The sequence below is a fragment of the Acidithiobacillus ferrooxidans ATCC 23270 genome, assembly GCF_000021485.1.
GTDB lineage: Bacteria > Pseudomonadota > Gammaproteobacteria > Acidithiobacillales > Acidithiobacillaceae > Acidithiobacillus > Acidithiobacillus ferrooxidans.
Genome location: NC_011761.1, coordinates 353,367 through 374,026, shown reverse-complemented (window position 1 = coordinate 374,026; position 20,660 = coordinate 353,367). Strand labels below are relative to the sequence as shown.

Sequence of the window (20,660 nt, the reverse complement as noted above, 5' to 3'; positions counted from 1 at the left end):
GATTGCCGCCCTCGCCCTGGTCAGACAGCCTCGTCGCCCTCTTCTCCGGTACGGATGCGGATCACCCGCTCCACCGAACCCACGAAAATCTTGCCGTCACCGATCTTGCCGGTCCGCGCTGCCTGTTCGATGGCTTCGATGGCGCGATCCGCCATCTCGTCGCTGACCACCACCTCCAGCTTGAGCTTGGGCAGGAAGTCCACCACATACTCGGCGCCGCGATAAAGCTCCGTATGCCCCTTCTGACGGCCGAAACCCTTGACCTCGGTAACCGTCATGCCGGCCAGCCCCAACTCCTGAAGGGCCTCGCGCACATCATCCAGTTTGAACGGCTTGATGATCGCCTCAATCTTCTTCATAGCACAACTCCTCGCGCAGACAACACAGCTTCCCAGGAATGGTAGCCATTGGTGATAGGATAACGCCGATCCTTGCCGAATGCGCGGGCGCTGATCCGCACCCCGGGCGCAGCCTGACGCCGTTTATATTCAGCGCGGTCGATGAGGCGCAGCACCCGCATCACCGTTTCCGCCGGAAAACCGGCGGCGATGAGGTCCACGGCACTATGGTCTTCTTCCACGTAGGCGGCGATGATGGCATCCAGCACCTCATAAGGCGGCAGACTGTCCTGATCACGCTGGTCCGGCGCCAGTTCCGCCGACGGTGGCCGGGTCAGCACCCGCTCCGGGATCACCGGACCCAGGCTGTTGCGATAGCGGGCGAGGCGATAGACCAGCGTCTTGGGGCAATCCTTGATGACCGCAAAACCGCCGGCCATGTCACCATACAGGGTTGCGTAGCCGACGGCGATTTCGCTCTTGTTGCCCGTGGTCAGCAGCAGATGGCCGAACTTGTTGGAATAGGCCATGAGCAACGCGGCGCGGATGCGCGCCTGCAGATTCTCCTCCGTGGTGTCGGCCGCACGCCCGGCGAACAGAGGCGCCAATGTCTCCAGATAACTATGGAACAGCCCCTCGATGGAGACGATGTCGGTGCGCACCCCCAGGCTCCGGGCCTCGGCCACGGCGTCCGCGATGCTCATCTCCGCCGTATAGCGGGAGGGCATGATCAAGGCGTGAACCCGCTCCGCCCCGAGGGCGTCCACCGCCACCGCCAGGGTCAGCGCCGAGTCCACCCCGCCGGACAGGCCCAGCACCGCGCCGGGAAAGCCGTTTTTTTCCACATAATCGTGTACACCCAGACGCAGCACATCGTAGACTTCCGCGCTCTCGTCGGGCACCGGTTGCAATGGCCGGTCCGCCTGCAGACGGATGCCGGCGTCATCCCGGTCCACATCCAGCAGCACCAGCGCTTCGGCGCAGCGGGCGGCGCGCAGGGCCAGCAGCCCGTTCCGGTCGGCGGCGAAGGACTGACCATCGAAGACCAGTTCATCCTGCCCCCCCACCAGGTTCACATAGACGATGGGCAGATGACAGCGGGCCGCCAGGGCGCCCACCTCATCCTCGCGGACGCGCTGCTTGTTCAGATGATAGGGCGAGGCGTTGAGCACCAGCAGCAACTCGGCACCCTGCGCCTGGGCCGCCTGCGCCACTCCCGGCCCGCACCAGACATCTTCGCAGATGGCCACGCCGCAGCGGATCCCGGCACAGGTGAACACCAGCGACTGCGCCCCCGGCGTGAAATAGCGCACCTCATCGAATACCGCGTAATTCGGCAAACAATGCTTGTGGTAAAAGGCCTCGGCACGACCCCCACGCAGCAGACCGGCGCTGTTGTAGAGCTGCTCCTGCACCCGCCGGGGGTGGCCCACCAGCATGGGCAGGGGCGCTGCCGCCGCGAGACGCTGCATGGCGGCATCGCAGTCCTGCAGGAAGTCGCTACGCAGGAGCAGATCTTCGGGAGGGTAACCACTGAGCGCCAGCTCCGGCGTCAGCAGCAGATCGGCGCCAGCCGCCTGCGCCTCGGCGGCGGCGGCCAGCAGACGATCGGCGTTGCCCGCCACATCGCCGACCCGGCAGTTGACCTGCGCCAGGGCGATACGCATCAGCGCCCCAGTACCTCGGCGGCCCGGGTGCCCAAATCGGCGGGGGAATGCACACAATGGACGCCCGCCGCTTCCAGTACCGCATATTTGGCCGCCGCCGTTCCTGCACCGCCATCGATGATCGCCCCCGCGTGGCCCATGCGCTTGCCCCTGGGTGCCGTGGAGCCGGCAACGAAAGCCACCACCGGCTTACGGACATGCGCCTGGATGAAGCCCGCCGCGTCTTCCTCCATGCGTCCGCCGATCTCGCCCACCATGACGATCACCTCGGTCTGCGGGTCCGCCTCAAAAAGCGCCAAGACCTCGATGAAGCTCATACCGATCAGCGGATCGCCGCCGATACCCACGCAGGTACTCTGTCCCAAACCCAAACGGGTGGTCTGTTCCACCGCTTCATAGGTGAGGGTGCCGGAGCGGGAGACAATGCCTACCCGTCCGGGCTGGTGAATGGCACCGGGCATGATTCCGATCTTGGACTGTCCGGGCGTGATGATCCCCGGGCAGTTAGGACCGATGAGCCGTACCGCCGTGCCTGCCAGATAATGCTTGACCATCAGCATGTCATGCACCGGAATGCCTTCGGTGATGCAGACGATGAGCTGGATACCGGCGGCAGCCGCCTCGATAATGGCGTCAGCGGCAAAGGGTGAGGGTACATAGATCACACTGGCCTCGGCCCCGGTGTCCTGCACGGCGTCAGCCACCGTATCAAACACCGGCAGATCGAGATGGCGGCTGCCGCCCTTGCCGGGGGTCACGCCGCCCACCATGCGAGTGCCGTAAGCCACGGCCTGCTGCGAGTGAAATGTCCCCTGCTTGCCGGTAAAGCCCTGGCAAATCACACGGGTGTCGCGGGACAGCAATATGCTCATAGACGCACCAGAATCACGATAAGAAGAACAACGATCAACACCTCTCCCAGAAGCAGGAGAAGCACATAGGGATTGCGCCGGGGCGCCGGATGAATTTTGGCGACCTCGGACCGCAAGGCCGCCAGATCCTGCTGCAGTGCCTGCACATCGCCCGCCTGCGCCACGGACTTGAGCCGCTCGTCGAGGATCTGATCGAGCAGCACGGCCATTTCCGCCATCACCTCGGCGCTTTTCTGATCCGCGCCGCGCTTCACATAGGCGTCGGCCAGACGCGAAATCAGCGGGCCGGAATTGCGCAGCACCGGCCACAGACGCTGCAACCAGAAGATATTGATGGACACGTCAGCCTTGGGCCGCCGCCACGGCCTTCATCGCCGCGTCGGTGAGACCATCGGCGGTGATCAGGGACAGTCCGCTCTCGCGCAACAACGCCATGCCCTCCTCCTTCCGGGTGCCCTCCAGACGCACCACCACCGGCAGGTGAAGACCCACCTCCGCCGCCGCCTGGATGATGCCCTCCGCCAGCAGATCACAGCGGGTGATGCCCCCGAAGATATTGACCAGTATGGCCTTCACCCGGGTGTCCGAGAGGATGAGTTTGAAGGCCTGGTTGACCTTGTCCGCGGCCGCGCCCCCGCCCACATCCAGAAAGTTGGCGGGCTCGCCGCCGTGCAGCTTGATCAGGTCCATGGTCGCCATGGCCAGCCCGGCCCCGTTGACCATGCAGCCGATATTGCCTTCCAGGGAGATGTAATTCAGTCCGAACTGCCGCGCCGTAATCTCGCGCCCGTCCTGCTGGGTGGAGTCAAAAAGTTCATCAGACTCGGGGTGGCGGTACAGGGCGTTGTCGTCCATCACCACCTTGGCATCCAGGGCCAGCAGCCTGCCTTCGGCGGTGATGGCGAGGGGATTGATTTCCACCATCAGGGCATCGAGCCGTTGCGCCAGGCGATACATGCCCTGCATGATGCGCGTGAGTTGCTGCACCTGGCCGGCGTCCAGTCCGAACTGGAAACCGAGCTGGCGCGCCTGAAAAGGCAGAAAACCCGTACTGGGCTCGACCACGACCCGGTGCAGGGCCTCGGGCCGGGAGGCCGCCAGCTCCTCGATGTCCACACCGCCTTCACGGGTCGCCAGAAAGGTGATCCGCGCCTGCCCCCGGTCCACCATCAAGGCCAGATAAAGCTCGCGGGCGATGCGACTGGGCTCCTCGATCAGCAAAGCCGCTACGTGCTGCCCCTGCGGACCGGTCTGCGCCGTGACCAGCGGTTTGCCCAGCAACTCCTGCGCCGCCTTTTCCACCTGGGCAATGCTGTCCACCATCCGCACGCCACCGGCCTTGCCGCGTCCACCGGCATGCACCTGTGCTTTGACGACCCAGGCCGGACCACCCAGTTCACGGGCCTGATTGACGGCCTCCCGTACCGAGAAGGCGGGAATGGCGCGAGGCACCGGCACCCCTTCCTCGGCGAGCAGGCGCTTGGCCTGATACTCATGCAAATTCATGATGTTTCCTCACAAACGACGCATCAGCGCCGCACTGAACTCCGCGGTACCGAGGGCAGGCACGTCACCGCGCAACGCCGCCAGATCACCGGTCACTTCGCCGCCGGCGATGGCCGCGTTCACGGCCGCCATGATGCGCGTCGCCGCCTCACCCCAACCCAGATGCTCCAGCATCATCACCGCCGACAAGATCAGCGAACTGGGATTGGCCCTGCCCTGCCCGGCGATGTCCGGCGCCGTGCCGTGGGTGGCCTCAAAAATCGCATGGGTATCGGAGAGGTTCGCCCCCGGCGCCATGCCGATGCCGCCCACCTCCGCCGCCAGCGCATCGGAAATATAGTCGCCGTTGAGGTTGAGCGTGGCCACCACGGAATAATCTTCCGGCCGCAACAGAATCTGCTGCAGGAAGTTGTCGGCGATGACATCCTTGATGATCAGCTTGCCATCGGCGACGGCCCGCTGCTCGGCCTGCTGCGCCGCCGCCTTGCCCTCCGCCCGGCTAATCGCCGCTTTCTGCCGCCAGGTGAAGACCCGTCCGGCGAACTCCCGCTCGGCCAGGGCGTAGCCCCAGTCGCGGAAGCCGCCCTCGGTGAACTTCATGATATTGCCCTTGTGCACCAGACTCACCGAAGGTTTGCCATGTTCCAGCGCATACTGGATGGCGCGGCGCACCAGACGCTCCGAACCCTCCACCGACACCGGCTTGATGCCGATGGCGGAACTGGCGGGGAAGCGGATTTTGCCGACCCCCATCTCTTCCTGCAAAAAGCGGATGATTTTTTCGGCTTCCGGACTGCCCGCCGGCCACTCGATACCCGCGTAAATGTCCTCGGCGTTTTCCCGGAAGATGACCATGTCGACCTTTTCCGGATGGCACATGGGGCTGGGCGTACCCGCAAAATAACGCACCGGCCGCAGGCAGACGTAAAGGTCCAGATCCTGGCGCAGCGCCACATTGAGGCTGCGGATTCCGCCACCCACCGGGGTTTCCAGCGGCCCCTTGATGGCGATCTTATACTCGCGGATAGCGGCCATGGTTTCTTCGGGAAGATACTGCCCCGCACCGTAGAGCGTCACCGCCTTCTGCCCGGCAAAAAGCTCCATCCAGGCGATCCGCCGCTGGCCGCCATAAGCGGCCTGCACCGCGGCATCCACCACCCCACGCATGGCCGGCGTGACATCGCAGCCGATCCCATCACCCTCGATGAAGGGAATAATCGGTTGATCGGGCACCCGCAGCACCCCGTCCACCTGGGTGATGGGCTTCCCCTGAGCCGGAATCTGAACATGCGCCATGGTCACGATACTTTCTCCAATTGTTCACGCGCCCAGGACAAGGCGCCGCCCTTCAGAATCAACTCCAGGTCTCGGGCGCTCGCCAACTGCGGCATCACGGAAATCTCGAACCCCCCGGTTTCGTCGCGCAGGGTCAGTGCCTTGTTCAGCGCCAGCCCACCGAGTTCCAGGCTGAGCCGATCCCCCGCCTGCACCTTGGCATAATCCGCCGCGTCCACGAAAGTCAGGGGCAAAATGCCGAAGTTGACGAGATTGGCCAGGTGAATGCGCGCAAAGGACTTGACCAGCACCGCGCGCACGCCCAGATAGCGGGGCGCCAGCGCCGCATGCTCCCGGCTGGAACCCTGCCCGTAATTGTGACCCGCCACGATAAAGCCGCCCCCGGCCGCCTTGGCGCGGGCCGGGAAGGTCTCATCCACCATATGAAAGACAAACTCCGAAATGGCCGGCAGATTGGAGCGCAGCGGCAGCACCTTGGCTCCGGCCGGCATGATGTGGTCGGTGGTGATGTCGTCTTCCAGACGAATCAGCACCTCGCCCTGCAGGCTTGCCGGAGCGGCCTGCCCGGTAGGGAGTTTGGCGATGTTGGGGCCACGGATGATGTCCACCGGGCTGCCTTCGGCGGCGGGGGCGAGCACCATCCGGTCATCGACCAGAAAGCGCTCCGGCACCGGCACATGAATGGGCGCCAGCCCCAGGTCGCGGGGATCGGTGATCACCCCGGTCAGGGCGCAGGCGGCACAGGTTTCCGGGCTCGCCAGATACACCGCCGCATTCTTGGTACCGGAACGCCCGTAGAAATTGCGGTTGAAGGAACGCACCGAGACGCCTTCCGTGGGCGGCGCGAAGCCCATGCCGATACAAGGCCCACAGGCCGATTCCAGAATGCGCGACCCGGCCCCGATGAAGTCCAGCAGGCCGCCGTCCCTGGTCACCATTTCCATCACCTGACGGGAGCCAGGCGACACCCCCAGGCTGACGCCGTCAGCTACGACCTTGCCCTTGAGCATGCTCGCCACGGTCATCAAATCCGTATAGGACGAGTTGGTGCAGGATCCGATGGCCACCTGCGCCACGGGCGTGCCCGCCACCTCGCGCACTTTCCGGACGTTGTCGGGGCTGTGCGGACAGGCGATGAGGGGCTCCAACTGGTCGAGATCGATTTCCAGCACCTCGTCATAGTCGGCGTCGGCATCCGCCACCCACTCCGACCAGAAGGCATCGCGCCCCTGCGCCGCCAGATAACGGCGGGTCACGGCGTCGCTGGGGAAGACGCTGGTGGTGGCGCCCAATTCGGCACCCATGTTGGTGATGGTCGCCCGCTCCGGCACACTGAGGTGGGCGACACCCGGCCCGAAATACTCGAACACCTTGCCGACACCGCCCTTCACCGTCTTGTGGCGCAGCACTTCGAGGATGATGTCCTTGGCGCTCACGAAAGGTTGCAAGCGGCCGGTCAGCTTGACCCCGACCACCTGCGGCATATTGAGGTTGAAAGGCAACCCGCCCATGGCCAGGGCGATGTCGAGACCGCCCGCACCAATGGCCAGCATGCCCGCTCCGCCGGAAGTCGGCGTGTGGGAGTCGGAGCCCAGCAGGGTGCCGCCCGGCCGGGAAAAGCGTTCCAGATGCACCTGATGGCAGATGCCGTTGCCGGGACGCGAGAAATGCACGCCATATTTCGCGGCAAAGCTTTGCAGAAAACGATGATCGTCGGCGTTCTCGAAGCCCGACTGGAGCATGTTGTGGTCCACATAGGACACCGAGAGTTCCGTGCGCACGCGCGGCAGGCCGAGGGCCTCGAATTGCAGATAGGCCATGGTCCCCGTGGCGTCCTGGGTCAGGGTCTGGTCGATACGGATAGCGATAGGGCTCCCCGCTTCCAGCGTGCCACTGACCAAATGGGCGGCAAGTATTTTTTGGGTGACATTCATGGCCATGAACTGCTCTCCTGATCTGCGGGAAATCGGTCGGGAATAACGGGTGCCTCCATCATCGCAAAAGCACCGCCCCGCGCCAAGTATCCGCAGACCCTAAACGGCGAAAGGGGACTAGATCCAGGCGGCCGCCCGCCGCAGACGCGCCAAGGTCTCTTCCTTACCCAATAAGGCCAGAGTCGCATCGATGGGTGGTGACACCGCCCGCCCGGCCACCGCCACCCGCAGGGGTTGCGCGACCTTGCCCATCTTGCCGTCGGCATGGGTCACCGCCAGTTCCTGTATCACGCTGTGAATCGCCGCCGCCTCCCAGTTCGGCAACGCGCCCAGCGCCTGGGTCATGGTCGCCAGCAAGGCGCTCTGCCCGTGCAGATGCTTCTCCACATCTTTGGGTTCACCGGCCACCGGCGCCACATAAAACATCTCCGCCGCCGCCGCCATCTCCACCAGGGTCTTGGATCGTTCCTGCAACAACGCCACCACCGCCGGGAGCTCCGGCCCGGACGCCAGCAAAGGCTCGGTGACGCCCACGGCGTTGAGATAAGGCAGCAGATGCTGCGCCAACCCCTCCGGCGTCAGCCGCTGCATATGCTGAGCATTGATCCACAGGAGTTTTTCCGGGTTGAAGGCCGATGCCGCCTTGTTCACCGCGTCGATGCGGAAAAATTCCACCATCTCCTCGCGGGTGAAGATTTCCTGATCGCCATGGGACCAGCCCAGCCGCACCAGAAAATTGAGCAGCGCGTCGGGCAAGAAGCCTTGCTCACGGTATTCCAGTACGCTCACCGCCCCGTGACGCTTGGACAGCTTCTGCTTGTCCGGACCGAGAATCATCGGCACATGGGCATAAACCGGCACCCGCGCGCCCAGCGCCTGCAGAATCTGCATCTGCCGCGGGGTATTGTTGAGATGATCGTCGCCGCGGATCACATGGGTGATCCCCATATCCCAGTCATCCACCACCACGCAGAAATTGTAGGTCGGCGTTCCGTCGGAGCGGGCGATGATCAGGTCGTCCATTTCGCTATTCTGGAAGCGCACCGTACCGTGAATCAGGTCTTCCACCACCGTTTCGCCGTCGTCCGGGCTGCGGAAGCGGATCACCGGCGCAACCCCCTCCGGCACCGTCGTGCGCTCCCGACAGCGGCCGTCATAGCGCGGCTTTTCGCCGCGCTGGCGCTGATCCTCGCGCATGGCTTCCACTTCTTCCCGACTGCAATAGCAATGGTAGGCCGTTCCTGCTGCCAGCATCTGCGCCAGCACTTCCCGGTAGCGGTCCATGCGCCGCATCTGATAGAACGGTCCCTCGTCCCAGTCCAGCCCCAGCCAGGCCATCCCCTCCAGAATGGCGACCGTCGCTTCCGGCGTCGAACGCTCCACGTCCGTATCCTCGATACGCAAAATGAAGTGCCCACCCTGCCGACGCGCGTGCAACCACGAGTAGAGCGCGGTGCGGACACCGCCGATATGCAGATAACCGGTGGGACTGGGAGCAAAACGGGTACGGACGGACATGATGCGCAACCTGAGGCGGCTAAAAGGGCGATGATAACAGCCTCTCCGACTCGCCGGTATCCTGCGGGGGGACGAACATCGTTTGACGGAAGGCATCCATTTTGCTTACTATCGGGATAGCAGTCAGCAAGTCTGATGCCAACCTCATGTTTACAATGATATCCTTGTATAAGGGATTATATCTGCGGGGCACCCCTTGTGGTTCCGGCCCGCCAGGAGGGAGTATGAAGAAGCGAGTTCTCGCTATGGCCACGCTGGTGGCACTCGGCGGCATTCCTATGGCATGGGCGGATAGCCAAACCATAGGCCTGCAACAAGGTGACCTCCAGACCGGCGTAGCACAGGCCCTGAACGCCGGCGCGCAGAACGTGGACCTGCAAAGCGGCGAACCGGTAGCGGGGCCGGTCGGCAACGTCTCCGGCCTGTCGGCCACCCTGCAGCAGTTCGAGGCATCGGGCGCCTTTGGCAACCAGACGGGAGCCGGCAATGTCTGGACCCATATCGACGACGGCCTGCGCATCAGCGACGTCTCCCGCTTGGAAGTGGATAAATGGCGTACCTGGTTCCTGCAACATCAGGGCAAGCTGGAACAGATCCTCGACAACTCCCGCCCCTTTCTGTATTACGTGGTGAACGCCGTTGCGGAACGCGGCATGCCCATGGAACTGGCGCTGCTGCCGGCCATCGAGAGCGGTTACAACCCCAAGGCCTACTCCCCGGCGGCCGCGGCGGGCCTCTGGCAATTCATACCCGGCACCGCACGCAATTTCGGCCTGCAAAACACCCGCTATGGCGATCCCCGCCTGAGTCTCATCGCCTCCACCAACGCCGCCCTCGATTACCTCTCCTACCTCTACAACTATTTCGGCGGCAACTGGCTCCTCGCCATCGCCTCCTACAACGCCGGGCAGGGTACCGTTTCCGCCGCTATCCAGCAGAATGTCGCGGCGGGTAAGCCCACCGATTTCTGGGACCTCTCTCTGCCGCAGCAAACCGAAGACTACGTTGCCGAACTCCTCGCCCTGGCGCAGGTCATCAAAAATGCCAAGGCCTACCATGTCTCCCTGCCCGCCATTCCCAACGCGGCACACATCGCGGTCGTGACCACGCCCAAATCCGTGGCCCTGAACGTGGCGGCGAACCTGATGAACATGCCGGTCAGCGAACTGCAGCACCTCAATGCCGGGTTGAGCTACGGCGTCGCCCCGGCCGACTACCATCTGGTGGTGCCCAAAGACAAGGCCGCCACCCTGAAGAGCGCGCTGCTGACCATGCCCCAGGAAGCCGCCGCTCAGCCCGTCGTTGCGCTGCGGCCAGCGCCCAGCCCGGCCTTCCGTCGCGTCATGCTTCGCCCCGGTGAGACGCTCTGGCATCTGGCGCAACGGGCCGGCGTCAGCGTCACCAATCTCGAGCGCTGGAATCACATCCGTTCCGCGCGCGACCTGCAGGTCGGGCAACACCTGGTCGTCTACGGCGCCGGTGGATCCGGCCATCTGCAAAACGCCGTCTATGCCCGGAGCCGGGCGCGGGCGCTCACCGTGCGTCCCGGCAACACGCCCTCCCAGCTCGCGCAGCGGGCCGGCGTCAGCGTCAAGGACCTCATGCGCTGGAACCATATCCGTTCCGCGCGTGACCTGCAGATCGGTGAAACCCTGCATATCCCGGGTGGCGGTGGTAGCAGGCCCGCACAGGTCTATACCGCCGCGCGCGGCAACCGGCGCCTCACCGTGCGGCCCGGTGAAAGTCTTTGGCAAATCGCCCGGCGCGCCGGAGTGGGCGTCTCTCTGCTGGCCCGCGCCAACCATCTCACCGAACGGACCATCCTCCATCCCGGACAGGTGCTGAACATCCCGGCACAAACCATGGTCGCCGCCATCAGCCGCCGGCAGGAACGCGCCGCCAGCCGGGCGCGAACGACGACTTACGTGGTGCGTCCGGGCGACACGCTCTGGCAGATCGCCCAGCAGTTCCATGTCCAGCCCAAGTCGCTGATTCAATGGAATCGCCTGGCCTCCGCCAGCGAAATTCAACCGGGCTCACGCCTCACCATTTATACGCGCTGATTATTCTGTCATAGGAGTTTTGCAATGGGTTTCATGGTAGGGAAAAAGGCGCTGATCGTCGGCGTGGCCAATGACCGCTCCATCTGCTGGGGCATCGCCCAGGCCATGCATCGCCAGGGTGCGGAAGTGCTGCTCACCTATCAGGGCGAACGCACCAAAAGCCGGGTGGAAGAACTGGCCGCCCAGATCGGGGCGCCGGCGCCGCTGGAACTCGACCTGATGGATGAAGCGCAACTGGCCGCCGCCATGCAGAAGATCGAGGCGCTCTGGGGCAGTGTCGACATCGGCGTCCACGGTGCCGCCTTCGCGCCCAAAGAGGAACTCAGCGGCAGCTATCTGGACGCCACCACCCGCGAGGGCTTTCGCATCGCCCACGAGGTATCCTCCTACAGCTTCACCGCCATGGCCCGGGCCATGCGCCCGCTCATGCAGGGCCGGCAGGGCGCCTTGCTGGCCCTCAGCTACCTCGGCGCCCAGCGCGCCATGACCAACTACAACGTGATGGGGCTTGCCAAGGCCAGTCTCGAAGCCAGCATCCGTTACCTCGCCTACTCGCTGGGTGCGGACGGCATCCGCGTCAACGCCGTTTCCGCCGGCCCCATCCGCACCCTCGCGGCCAGCGGTATCAGTGATTTCCGCAAGATTCTGGAACACTACGCAGAACAAGCGCCCCTGCGCCGCAACGTGACGCAGGAAGAAGTCGGCAACGCCGCCGCCTTCCTCTGCTCCGACCTCGCCTCCGGCATCACCGGCGAGATCACCTACGTGGATGCCGGATTCAACACCGTCGGCTTCTGAGCGTATCGGTCGACGCGGCGCGCGCGCCTTACCTTACCCCATCGCGCGCCCCACCTCCGCAAGCATCTCCTCGAAACTCTTGGCGAAAGCGGCCAGACCTTCGGTCTGCAACTGCTCCGCGACGGCGCCGTCCATATCGATACCCAGGCTGGCCAGTTGCGCCATGGTCCGTTGCGCCTCGACCCTGCCGTCTTCGACCCGGGCCACCAGGCTGCCGTGGTCACGGAGCCGGGCCAGCGTGTCGTCGGGCAGGGTGTTGATCGTTTCCGGCCCCATCAGCTGCTCGACATACAGCAAATCTGGGTAGGCCGGATTTTTGGTGCTGGTGCTCGCCCAGAGCAGATACTGGGGCCGCCCGCCCGCGGCCCGCAACGCCGCAAAGCCCGCACCGTGAAAAACGTCCTGATAGATGGCGTATGCCGACTTCGCCATCGCCACCGCCGCCTTGCCCCGCAACGCCAGCGCCTCCGGCGTACCGATGGCCTCCAGCTTTTGATCGACCAGCGTATCCACCCGCGACAGGAAGAGGCTGGCGACCGCCTTCACCTTGCGCGGATCACCACCGCCCGCCACCCACTGCGTCAAGCCCTTCTGATAGGCCGCCAACACCTCGTGAACATGCTTCAGTCCGAACATCAGGGTCACATTGATCGACACCCCCTGACCGATGAGTGTTGCGAAGGCGCGGATACCGGCGGGCGTGGCCGGCACCTTGATCAGCAGGTTATCCCGCTGCACCAGCGCACGCAGCCGTAGCGCCTCGGCCACCGTGGCGGCCTCATCCTGCCCCAGCCGCGGCGACTCCTCCCAGCTCACCCAGCCGTCGTCGCTGTCCGTTTCCACATGCACCGCCCGCAACAGATCACAGGCGTTACGCAGATCCTCCACCACCAGACGCTCGTACAACTGTTCCGCGGAGTCCGCGGGCCGGCAAAGGTCATCCCGATAGTAGGAGCTGGAGTGAATCGCCTTCTGAAAGATGCTGGGGTTGGACGTCACCCCGCTGATCCCGTCCTCGTCGATATAACGCCGCAGAACGCCGTCGCGGATGAGGGTGCGCGACAGATTATCCAGCCAGATGCTTTGCCCGATCTGCTTCCTGAGTGCCCGTAAATCCGTTGCCATGCTGGTTCTCCTGACGTGATTCCGCCGAACTGCCCGATGCCTCTCTGCTTCAGTTTAGAACAGAGTCCGGCTGACTGCGCAAGGGGTTTGTCGGCCAAATTCACGGTCATCCCCGACTTTGCAAAGGAAATCCGTGTTGGGTCGCGCGATGCGGCGCCTGCAGCCGCCCGACTTCATAGAGCGCCTGCAACTCGCTGCGCACCACGTTCAGCTCCATGTCGATGGACGCGACCGGCGCCCCGCGCTGCTCGCGCCGCTGGAGCAGGGCGTGGCGCCGGTTCTGGAGATGATGGATGCGGGCCTGGCGGTCGGTGTCGTTCATGATGCTTCTCCTTTCAGATGGCGATGTGGCCGCCGTCGGTGATGGTAACGGTGACGCTGATGGTGCCGTCGGGGGAAATCCGCTGCGGATAAAGTGCCGCGGCAACCATATTGCCCAAATATCCGGAGCCGCCTTGCGTACCGGCGCTGAGGATGATCGATGCGGGGCTGGAGCGGCGCCCAAGTAGATAAATACGGAGGTATCTCGGCCATAGACAGGATCTGCCAATTGTTAGCCACCTAGCCATTAACTGTATCATATATAGCGTTTAATGGACCGCCGTTAGTAGCAGCGGTAGCATTGGCTACGGCACAAAGACAGATACGAAAACTTGTTACGATACCTTGAATTCCAGAGTTTTCTATATACTTAATATACTGCATAATAACTTTAATTTCTAAAATTGAAGCGACAAACTCAACACCAACAAGTGTAAATACAGACTGATTATTTTCACAATACGTCATGATGTTACCAAGTTTATTTAAAAAATTTGATATATTTTTGTTAAATAGGCTGCTGCAAGGCATAAAATTGGAGCCTAGAAGGCTAGGCTCCAAGCGCATAGTTACTTAGCTAACTCCACCATTGGGGGACACGCTGACCCCCGACGCCGTGGCAGCAGTGTATCCGGTCGTGGTTAAAGCGCTGTTGATCGCATTTTTTAGATTAGTGCTAGCACAATCTTTGGAATCTACGTTAATTATGATTCCAGTTGCCTGGGAGGTGAAGGTAGAATTTACGGTTCCTGTCGGGTTCAATGTACCTCCTGTATCCACACCAACCTGTCCGCAGAAACTTGGTGAAGATCCCATCGTGTAGGCAGGATTACCCGCTGCGGCCGGGTCCTGTGATCCGGCAATATTGAGTGCGGTATTTAAGTCGGTAACCTGTCCAGCCTGAGCTGCAGCAACAGCTGCAGTAGATTGGCTCAATGCATTTTTAAAGTTGGCGACGACACCACTAGCCTTGGAAGTCACGATGTACTGCTCATACTGCGGAATGGCGATGGCCGCCAGGATGCCGATGATGGCGATGACGATCATCAGTTCGATGAGGGTGAAACCGGCTTCGGCGCGGGCCTGCGCCTTCTTGACAAGCATGCTCATGATCCTGCTCCTTGTGTTTCGAAGAAAAGCGTCGCACCCCAGGGATGCGCACCACCATCAGCAAAGCATAAGACGTGCCAGACGCGTTACATTGTTTGACACGCCCATCGCAATACTTTGTAACATTTCATAAAATATATTCACATCCGGATCGTTTCCGCCACCCATGCGCACTTTCTGCGGCGCCGGCGCTCCAGATTTTCGGTCGATGTCCTCGTCATGTCGACGACATGCCATGGATGTCCGGTAAATCACGAAGACATGACGATCTGCCGTCGTCGTAAAGACGGCGACATGCGCATTGGCGGACGCGGTGCTGGCCGGAGCGACGACCCGCTTGCGATGCCCTCCAACCAGAGGTCTTTCCGGCTCTCGCCACCCTCGCGTGAGCGACGTGGTTACAACATACGGCGATCTGCTTGTGGAATGCAGATCGCGGACCGAGGTTAAGCATATTGCGTTTGGTTGTTAGCTAAACTAGACTAAGTGTGGTCTCGTGGAGAATGTCAACCACTCCGCGCCGAAAATGTGATGGGGTTGCCGAAGCTGGAGAACAGGATGCACTCAGTCAACATGCTACAAGCGAAGTCCTCGCTGTCCCGCTTGGTGGACGCCATCGAGCAGGGGCAGGAGCGTGAAATCATTATTGCCCGTAACGGCCGTCCAGCAGCTAAGCTCGTGCCCATGGAAACATCGCCAGGTGGTAAGCGCATCGGTGTTGCCAAAGGCAAATTCGATGTGCCGGACAGCATCGATACCCACAATGCCGAAGTGGCCCGCATGTTTTTGGGTGAGCAATCCTGAATCTCTTGCTGGATACCCATGTCGCCCTTTGGGCGATTACCGACAGCCCGAGGCTGTCGAAAAAGGCACGCGAGATGATCGAGTTGCCGAAGTCTTCGATCTGGATCAGCGCCGCGACTATCTGGGAGATCGCCATCAAGCGCAGTCTTGGACGCGGCGACATGCCGGTATCCAGCCAGGAGGCGATGCGCTACTTTGGTGAATCTGGTTACCGTTTCTTGCCGATCGAGCCCGAGCATGCGGCGGCCGTCGAGGACTTGCCGGCACATCACGCCGATCCGTTCGACCGAATTCTGGTCGCACAAGCGCTTGTCGAACCTATGCGACTGATCACCCATGACGCGATGGTGGCGTGTTATAGCGATACCATCATAAAAACATAGGGATGGCGGTTTCAAGCTTGGTGTCGCCACGGAAAAGAAACCAGCGCTGGGATACGGAACAAAGTGAATGCGCTGGTACGGGGTTGCTTGCGCAGCCCTCATTCCGGGATTGGCAAGCCGGAACCTCCGCGGGAGAGCCTCTCAGGATACTGGTCCAGGCGCATTGACGACACCCATCGCTTGGTCTATCGCACCACCACCGCAGAACTGATCATTATTTCCTGCCGACACCATTACTGATGGTAGGCTGGTAGGCGATCCCGTTGGAGGACGCGATGCCCCTCCCCTGGATACCCCCACCATCCGCACCCCCCGCCGCGATGCTGGCCGGGGTTATTTTCGTGAAATGGATGGTGAATCTCTACGCCCGATCCCCTGAAATCATCCACGTTGCGCGTTACCACAGTCATTCCGTGCATGAGCGCGATGGCCGCGATCTGCTTGTCGATGGGGTGCTGGGGGTGCGGAGACACCACCGTTTCGCCATAGATCTAAAAAATGTGCGGAAACCGTTGTCGTAATGTGCTAATATACCGCGATATCATTTTGTCCGGCGTGCTGCCGGCAGATTTGCCGGGCACGACGACGCGCTTTACCAAGCAGCGCCGCGCAGACGGCGACATGCGCATTGGAGGATGTGATGCCCACCCTGGATAACCCCGCCATCCGCACCCCCACCGCCGCGATGCTGGCGGGGGTCACGACCCGCTCCATCCTGAGATGGATAGAAGACGGTACCATGACCGGAGAACAATGCGCGGGCCGACGCGGGGCAACGGACGTCGTCTGGAAGGTGGCCCTGGACAGCCTGAAAGGGCGAATCCCCCTGACGCTGGACGAGCAGATCGTCCAGCACATCATTCATGCCGACGAGGGCGACCCTGCGGCGAAAAACGCCCTGGGCCTGAGCTTCTACGCCGCCGGACAATATTCCATCGCCGCGGGGTGGTTTGAGGCGGCGGCGCGGCAGGGGCATGTGGACGCCATGGACTGGCTGGGCAACTGTTACCTCAAGGGACAGGGCGTTTCCCGGGACAAGGCACTAGGCCTGAAGTGGCTCTCGGAGGCCGCCGCCCACGGCCACGCCGTCGCCCAGCACCGGGTAGATGCGCTACTGCCGGGGTAAGCGGACAAACGGGACAGGAGACCCGCGCGTCCGGCCAATCCGGGATGACCCCTGGCGGAATCGGGGATGCTGTTGCAGGGCGTCCCGATCAGACCTATAGTGCAATTCACATATGGTTCTCTGATTTACGGAGGAACAGAACCGTGAAAATCATCAAAAACATGAACACCACCGAGCGCTGGCTGCGTATCTACTTCGGCGCCATCATTTTTCTGGTCTATTTCGTCAATCCCTTCCCTTACAAGGAATGGACCTTTTCCGGATTGCTCCTCATCGCCACCGGCGTGATCGGCTACTGTCCGGTGTATTCCCTGCTCAAAAAGCCCAAAACCGCACCGACGCCAGACTCCATGGCCGATCGCTGAGCGCACGACGGGCGCCGCGCCGCAAACGGCGTCCGCAGCATATCCTGTACAGACCCCGCCGCAACGATTTATCATCTGCCCTTAATTTTTCATAAAACCACTGAGCAATGGCACTCATCGTACAGAAATTCGGCGGTACTTCCGTGGGCAGTGTGGAACGCATCCGGGCCGTCGCGGAACGGGTCGCGGCCAGTCATCGCGCCGGTCACCAAGTGGTGGTGGTGGTTTCCGCCATGTCGGGCGAGACGGATCGCCTCCTGCAACTGGCGCGCGCCCTGGCCGATGCCCCGGCGGAACGCGAACTGGACACCCTGCTCAGCACCGGCGAGCAGGTGACCATTGCCCTGCTGAGCATGGCGCTGGAGGGTATCGGTCAACCCGCCATTTCGTTCACCGGCGGGCAGGTCGCCATCCTGACCGATTCGGCCCATAACCGGGCGCGCATCGAGCACATCGACGATCACAAGATCCGCGCGGCACTGGATGCCGGCAAGATTGTGGTCGTGGCGGGTTTCCAGGGGGTCGATCCCCATGGCAATATCACCACCCTGGGTCGCGGCGGTTCCGATACCACCGCCGTGGCCCTGGCGGCCGCCCTGCATGCCGATGAATGCGACATCTTCACCGATGTGGACGGCATTTACACCACCGACCCGCGGGTGGAATCCCGGGCGCGCCGTCTGGATCGCATCACCTTTGAAGAAATGCTGGAAATGGCCAGCCTCGGTGCCAAGGTCCTGCAAACCCGCTCCGTCGAATTCGCCATGAAGTACCATGTTCCCGTGCGGGTCTTGTCGTCTTTTCAGGATGGCCCCGGCACTCTGGTCACCAATGAGGAAAATTCTGTGGAAGCTCCCCGCGTCTCCGGCATCGCCTTCTCCCGCAATGAAGCCAAGATCACCGTGGTCGGCGTGCCCGACCATCCGGGTATCGCCTCCGCCATTCTGGGTCCGATTTCCGCGGCCAATATCAATGTGGACGTGATTCTCCAGAACGTCTCGGAGGCGGGCAAGACCGACTTCACCTTCACGGTGGACCGCAATGATTTCGCCAAGTCCCGCGATATTCTCCAGGGCGTGGCGCAGGTGCTCGGCGCCGAGGACGTGCGGGGCGACACCCATATCGTCAAGGTTTCCGTGGTAGGCGTCGGGATGCGCTCCCATGCCGGCATCGCCGCCACCATGTTTGAAACCCTGGCGCGGGAAAACATCAACATCCAGATGATTTCCACCTCCGAGATCAAGATTTCCGTCGTCATCGAAGAAAAATATCTGGAACTGGCGGTGCGGGCGCTGCACGCGGCTTTCGCCCTGGACGGGGAGGCGCCAGCCTGATGCCGCTCATGTCCACTTATGCCCGGTTACCGGTCGCTTTTGCAAGGGGTGAGGGGGTCTGGCTCTATGATACCGAGGGGCGCCGTTATCTGGACGCCCTGGCAGGGATCGCCGTCTGTGGCCTGGGGCACAGCCATCCGGCGGTCACCCGCGCCCTGCAGACCCAGGCTGGGCAACTGTTGCACACTTCCAATCTCTACCGTATTCCGGCGCAGGAAAAGCTGTCCGATACCCTCTGCGCCGTCAGCGGCATGGATGCGGCCTTTTTCTGCAACAGCGGCGCAGAGGCCAATGAAGCGGCCATCAAAATCGCCCGCCTCCATGGTCATGGCAAGGGCATCGCCGAACCGCAGATTCTGGTATTCAGCAACGCTTTTCATGGCCGCACCCTGGCGACCCTCACGGCCACCGGCAATTTCCGCATCCAGGAAGGTTTCAGCCCCCTGCTGCCGGGTTTCGTGCGCGCCCCCTATGGCGATCTTTCCACCGTCCGCGCCCTGGTTCAGGCCAACCCCGGCATATGCGCCATTCTCGCCGAGCCCCTTCAGGGAGAAGGTGGGGTGCGCCCGGCACCGGAAGGCTTCCTGACCGGGCTGAGGGAGGTCTGCGACGCGCACGGTCTGCTCCTGATGCTGGACGAGGTGCAGACCGGCATCGGCCGTACCGGGGCCTTCTTCGCCTACCAGCAGATTCCCGGCCTGCGCCCCGACGTGCTCAGTCTGGCCAAGGGCCTGGGCAACGGCGTCCCCATCGGCGCCATGCTGGCCGGCCAATCGACGGCCGCGCTCTTCGGGCCGGGCAAACACGGCACCACCTTTGGCGGTGGGCCGCTGGTCTGCGCCGCCGCCCAGGCCGTGCTCGACACCATGCAGCAAGAAGACCTCCCCGCCCACGCCGGGCGGATGGGCGCCCTGCTCCGGCAGCGCCTGCAGAAGCGCCTTGGCGGGCACCCCGAGGTGCTGGAGATACGCGGCATGGGCCTGATGGTGGGCATCGAACTGGCCCATAAACCCGAACGCCTGGTGGAGCGCGCCCTGGAGGCTGGCCTGCTCATCAACGTCACGGCTGAAAAAGTCATTCGTCTGCTGCCCCCGCTGATTCTGCAAGAGGCAGAAATCGATCTTCTCGTCGCTGGCCTGGCCAGCCTTCTGGAATCCGCATCATGAACGTCCGTCACTTTCTGCGCCTCTCCGACCTCAGCCCCAGCGAACTGCGGGCGCTCCTGCAACGTGCCATCGCCCTGAAGAAAATCCAGCGGGACGGCGAACGTTACGCCCCTTGCGCGGGCCGGACCCTGGCGATGATCTTCGAGAAATCCTCCACCCGTACCCGGGTATCCTTCGAGACGGGCATGGCCCAATTGGGCGGCCACGCCCTTTTCCTTTCGCCGCGAGATACCCAACTGGGGCGCGGCGAGAGCGTCGAGGACACGGCCAAGGTCATCTCCCGCATGGTCGATATGGTGATGATCCGCACCTTCGGTCACGACAACCTCCTCCGCTTCGCCGCCGCTTCGCGGGTGCCGGTGATCAACGGTCTCTCCGACGACCATCACCCCTGTCAGCTCCTCGCCGACCTGATGACGGCGACGGAACACTGGGGCGACCTGCGCGGCAGGACCGTGGCCTATATCGGCGACGGCAGCAATAACATGGCCCACTCCTGGATGGAAGCCGCGCAGGTTTTCGACTTTCGACTGCGCATCGGCAGCCCGGCGGGGTATGTGCCCAGCGCCGGGATGCTGCAGAGCGGCGGCGATCAGGTCACGGTCTTGCACGATGCGGTGGCCGCGGTGCGCGGTGCCAACCTGATTGTCACCGACGTCTGGACCAGCATGGGTCAGGAAGAGGAGGCCGCCGCGCGCAAGGCGATTCTCGCCCCCTTCCAGGTCAACGCCACGCTCATGGCCGCCGCCGCGCCGGACGCCTTGTTCATGCACTGCCTCCCCGCCCACCGTGGCGAGGAGGTCAGCGCCGAAGTCATCGACGGACCCCGATCCGTCGTCTGGGAAGAGGCGGAAAACCGCCTGCACGCCCAGAAAGCCCTGATGGAATTTTTATTCGGCATCGGCCCCGTGGCCGCACTGCAAGGAGATTGACG

Annotated in this window: 22 protein-coding genes and 1 pseudogene; 11 read left to right on the top strand and 12 right to left on the bottom strand. The window is 62.8% G+C overall.

Going from position 1 to position 20,660, the window contains the following annotated elements:
- Positions 1–20: 20 nt before the first annotated feature.
- The 8 genes from AFE_RS02025 to gltX form a co-directional block, all read right to left on the bottom strand.
- Entirely contained in the window at positions 21–359 is a 339-nt protein-coding gene (locus AFE_RS02025; RefSeq protein ID WP_009566205.1) for a P-II family nitrogen regulator, read from the bottom strand.
- Positions 356–2,005 carry an NAD+ synthase gene (locus AFE_RS02020; RefSeq protein ID WP_012536132.1) on the bottom strand — a complete coding sequence of 550 codons (1,650 nt, stop codon included), beginning with the start codon at positions 2,003–2,005 and terminating at the stop codon, positions 356–358. Before AFE_RS02020 ends, AFE_RS02025 begins: the two co-directional genes overlap by 4 nt.
- Entirely contained in the window at positions 2,005–2,877 is an 873-nt protein-coding gene (sucD, locus tag AFE_RS02015) for a succinate--CoA ligase subunit alpha (protein ID WP_012536131.1), read from the bottom strand. Before sucD ends, AFE_RS02020 begins: the two co-directional genes overlap by 1 nt.
- Positions 2,874–3,218: a hypothetical protein gene (locus AFE_RS02010; protein ID WP_009564696.1), complete on the bottom strand. Its 345-nt coding sequence runs from the start codon at positions 3,216–3,218 to the stop codon at positions 2,874–2,876. The genes sucD and AFE_RS02010 overlap by 4 nt, the downstream gene beginning before the upstream one ends.
- Before the next feature lies 1 nt (position 3,219).
- Positions 3,220–4,383 carry an ADP-forming succinate--CoA ligase subunit beta gene (gene sucC / locus AFE_RS02005; RefSeq protein WP_009564695.1) on the bottom strand — a complete coding sequence of 388 codons (1,164 nt, stop codon included), beginning with the start codon at positions 4,381–4,383 and terminating at the stop codon, positions 3,220–3,222.
- A gap of 9 nt (positions 4,384–4,392) precedes the next feature.
- Complete coding sequence (gene icd, locus AFE_RS02000) at positions 4,393–5,679, bottom strand: NADP-dependent isocitrate dehydrogenase (RefSeq protein WP_012606555.1); 1,287 nt, start codon at positions 5,677–5,679, stop codon at positions 4,393–4,395.
- A 2-nt stretch (positions 5,680–5,681) separates the two neighbouring features.
- Positions 5,682–7,619 (bottom strand): aconitate hydratase, encoded by a 1,938-nt coding sequence (locus tag AFE_RS01995; RefSeq protein ID WP_012536129.1) that lies wholly within the window; start codon positions 7,617–7,619, stop codon positions 5,682–5,684.
- 111 nt (positions 7,620–7,730) lie between these two features.
- Positions 7,731–9,131 carry a glutamate--tRNA ligase gene (gene gltX / locus AFE_RS01990; RefSeq protein ID WP_012536128.1) on the bottom strand — a complete coding sequence of 467 codons (1,401 nt, stop codon included), beginning with the start codon at positions 9,129–9,131 and terminating at the stop codon, positions 7,731–7,733.
- 224 nt (positions 9,132–9,355) lie between these two features.
- Here gltX and AFE_RS01985 point away from each other — a divergent pair, with 224 nt between their 5' ends.
- Together AFE_RS01985 and AFE_RS01980 are read left to right on the top strand one after the other, a co-directional pair.
- Positions 9,356–11,194, top strand: a complete 1,839-nt coding sequence (locus tag AFE_RS01985) for a LysM peptidoglycan-binding domain-containing protein (protein WP_012536127.1) — start codon at positions 9,356–9,358, stop codon at positions 11,192–11,194.
- A 24-nt stretch (positions 11,195–11,218) separates the two neighbouring features.
- Complete coding sequence (locus AFE_RS01980; protein ID WP_009562995.1) at positions 11,219–11,992, top strand: enoyl-ACP reductase FabI; 774 nt, start codon at positions 11,219–11,221, stop codon at positions 11,990–11,992.
- A gap of 33 nt (positions 11,993–12,025) precedes the next feature.
- On the opposite strand, the gene tal is transcribed toward AFE_RS01980, so the two are convergent.
- From tal to AFE_RS01965, 4 genes are all read right to left on the bottom strand, one after another.
- Positions 12,026–13,117, bottom strand: a complete 1,092-nt coding sequence (gene tal, locus AFE_RS01975) for a transaldolase (protein ID WP_012536126.1) — start codon at positions 13,115–13,117, stop codon at positions 12,026–12,028.
- 106 nt (positions 13,118–13,223) lie between these two features.
- Positions 13,224–13,439 carry a hypothetical protein gene (locus AFE_RS01970; RefSeq protein ID WP_009565218.1) on the bottom strand — a complete coding sequence of 72 codons (216 nt, stop codon included), beginning with the start codon at positions 13,437–13,439 and terminating at the stop codon, positions 13,224–13,226.
- A 239-nt stretch (positions 13,440–13,678) separates the two neighbouring features.
- Positions 13,679–13,969, bottom strand: a complete 291-nt coding sequence (locus AFE_RS15930; RefSeq protein ID WP_146235837.1) for a hypothetical protein — start codon at positions 13,967–13,969, stop codon at positions 13,679–13,681.
- Between the two features lie 42 nt (positions 13,970–14,011).
- Entirely contained in the window at positions 14,012–14,548 is a 537-nt protein-coding gene (locus AFE_RS01965) for a prepilin-type N-terminal cleavage/methylation domain-containing protein (protein WP_012536124.1), read from the bottom strand.
- A gap of 558 nt (positions 14,549–15,106) precedes the next feature.
- Between AFE_RS01965 and AFE_RS01960 the strand changes: the two genes are divergently transcribed.
- The 9 genes and pseudogenes from AFE_RS01960 to argF all read left to right on the top strand — a co-directional run bounded on the left by AFE_RS01960 (position 15,107) and on the right by argF (position 20,658).
- A complete protein-coding gene (locus AFE_RS01960; protein WP_009567197.1) occupies positions 15,107–15,352 on the top strand; it encodes a type II toxin-antitoxin system Phd/YefM family antitoxin in 246 nt (81 codons plus the stop codon).
- Positions 15,353–15,357: 5 nt separating this feature from the next.
- Positions 15,358–15,735, top strand: a complete 378-nt coding sequence (locus AFE_RS01955) for a type II toxin-antitoxin system VapC family toxin (RefSeq protein ID WP_012536123.1) — start codon at positions 15,358–15,360, stop codon at positions 15,733–15,735.
- A 45-nt stretch (positions 15,736–15,780) separates the two neighbouring features.
- Positions 15,781–15,975, top strand: a pseudogene (locus tag AFE_RS15445) (Txe/YoeB family addiction module toxin); the annotation flags it as partial.
- Between the two features lie 35 nt (positions 15,976–16,010).
- A complete protein-coding gene (locus AFE_RS01950; RefSeq protein WP_009567200.1) occupies positions 16,011–16,256 on the top strand; it encodes a hypothetical protein in 246 nt (81 codons plus the stop codon).
- A gap of 119 nt (positions 16,257–16,375) precedes the next feature.
- Entirely contained in the window at positions 16,376–16,861 is a 486-nt protein-coding gene (locus tag AFE_RS01945) for a tetratricopeptide repeat protein (RefSeq protein WP_012536122.1), read from the top strand.
- A 143-nt stretch (positions 16,862–17,004) separates the two neighbouring features.
- The gene (locus AFE_RS01940; protein WP_012536121.1) at positions 17,005–17,226 is read left to right on the top strand and encodes a YgaP family membrane protein; all 222 of its coding nucleotides are present in this window, start codon (positions 17,005–17,007) and stop codon (positions 17,224–17,226) included.
- Between the two features lie 107 nt (positions 17,227–17,333).
- Positions 17,334–18,560 (top strand): aspartate kinase, encoded by a 1,227-nt coding sequence (locus AFE_RS01935; RefSeq protein WP_009562815.1) that lies wholly within the window; start codon positions 17,334–17,336, stop codon positions 18,558–18,560.
- A complete protein-coding gene (locus AFE_RS01930) occupies positions 18,560–19,726 on the top strand; it encodes an aspartate aminotransferase family protein (RefSeq protein WP_009562813.1) in 1,167 nt (388 codons plus the stop codon). The genes AFE_RS01935 and AFE_RS01930 overlap by 1 nt, the downstream gene beginning before the upstream one ends.
- On the top strand, positions 19,723–20,658 hold the full coding sequence (argF, locus tag AFE_RS01925; protein WP_009562810.1) for an ornithine carbamoyltransferase: 936 nt from the start codon (positions 19,723–19,725) through the stop codon (positions 20,656–20,658). Before AFE_RS01930 ends, argF begins: the two co-directional genes overlap by 4 nt.
- Positions 20,659–20,660: the final 2 nt, after the last annotated feature.

Excerpts from the sequence above, each read along its gene's own strand:
- AFE_RS02025 (WP_009566205.1), bottom strand. The coding sequence starts at position 359 with ATGAAGAAGATTGAGGCGATCATCAAGCCGTTCAAACTGGATGATGTG.
- AFE_RS02020 (WP_012536132.1), bottom strand. The coding sequence starts at position 2,005 with ATGCGTATCGCCCTGGCGCAGGTCAACTGCCGGGTCGGCGATGTGGCG.
- sucD (WP_012536131.1), bottom strand. The coding sequence starts at position 2,877 with ATGAGCATATTGCTGTCCCGCGACACCCGTGTGATTTGCCAGGGCTTT.
- sucC (WP_009564695.1), bottom strand. The coding sequence starts at position 4,383 with ATGAATTTGCATGAGTATCAGGCCAAGCGCCTGCTCGCCGAGGAAGGG.
- icd (WP_012606555.1), bottom strand. The coding sequence starts at position 5,679 with ATGGCGCATGTTCAGATTCCGGCTCAGGGGAAGCCCATCACCCAGGTG.
- AFE_RS01995 (WP_012536129.1), bottom strand. The coding sequence starts at position 7,619 with ATGGCCATGAATGTCACCCAAAAAATACTTGCCGCCCATTTGGTCAGT.
- gltX (WP_012536128.1), bottom strand. The coding sequence starts at position 9,131 with ATGTCCGTCCGTACCCGTTTTGCTCCCAGTCCCACCGGTTATCTGCAT.
- AFE_RS01985 (WP_012536127.1), top strand. The coding sequence starts at position 9,356 with ATGAAGAAGCGAGTTCTCGCTATGGCCACGCTGGTGGCACTCGGCGGC.
- AFE_RS01980 (WP_009562995.1), top strand. The coding sequence starts at position 11,219 with ATGGGTTTCATGGTAGGGAAAAAGGCGCTGATCGTCGGCGTGGCCAAT.
- tal (WP_012536126.1), bottom strand. The coding sequence starts at position 13,117 with ATGGCAACGGATTTACGGGCACTCAGGAAGCAGATCGGGCAAAGCATC.
- AFE_RS01970 (WP_009565218.1), bottom strand. The coding sequence starts at position 13,439 with ATGAACGACACCGACCGCCAGGCCCGCATCCATCATCTCCAGAACCGG.
- AFE_RS15930 (WP_146235837.1), bottom strand. The coding sequence starts at position 13,969 with ATGCCTTGCAGCAGCCTATTTAACAAAAATATATCAAATTTTTTAAAT.
- AFE_RS01965 (WP_012536124.1), bottom strand. The coding sequence starts at position 14,548 with ATGAGCATGCTTGTCAAGAAGGCGCAGGCCCGCGCCGAAGCCGGTTTC.
- AFE_RS01960 (WP_009567197.1), top strand. The coding sequence starts at position 15,107 with ATGCACTCAGTCAACATGCTACAAGCGAAGTCCTCGCTGTCCCGCTTG.
- AFE_RS01950 (WP_009567200.1), top strand. The coding sequence starts at position 16,011 with ATGCCCCTCCCCTGGATACCCCCACCATCCGCACCCCCCGCCGCGATG.
- AFE_RS01945 (WP_012536122.1), top strand. The coding sequence starts at position 16,376 with ATGCCCACCCTGGATAACCCCGCCATCCGCACCCCCACCGCCGCGATG.
- AFE_RS01935 (WP_009562815.1), top strand. The coding sequence starts at position 17,334 with ATGGCACTCATCGTACAGAAATTCGGCGGTACTTCCGTGGGCAGTGTG.
- AFE_RS01930 (WP_009562813.1), top strand. The coding sequence starts at position 18,560 with ATGCCGCTCATGTCCACTTATGCCCGGTTACCGGTCGCTTTTGCAAGG.
- argF (WP_009562810.1), top strand. The coding sequence starts at position 19,723 with ATGAACGTCCGTCACTTTCTGCGCCTCTCCGACCTCAGCCCCAGCGAA.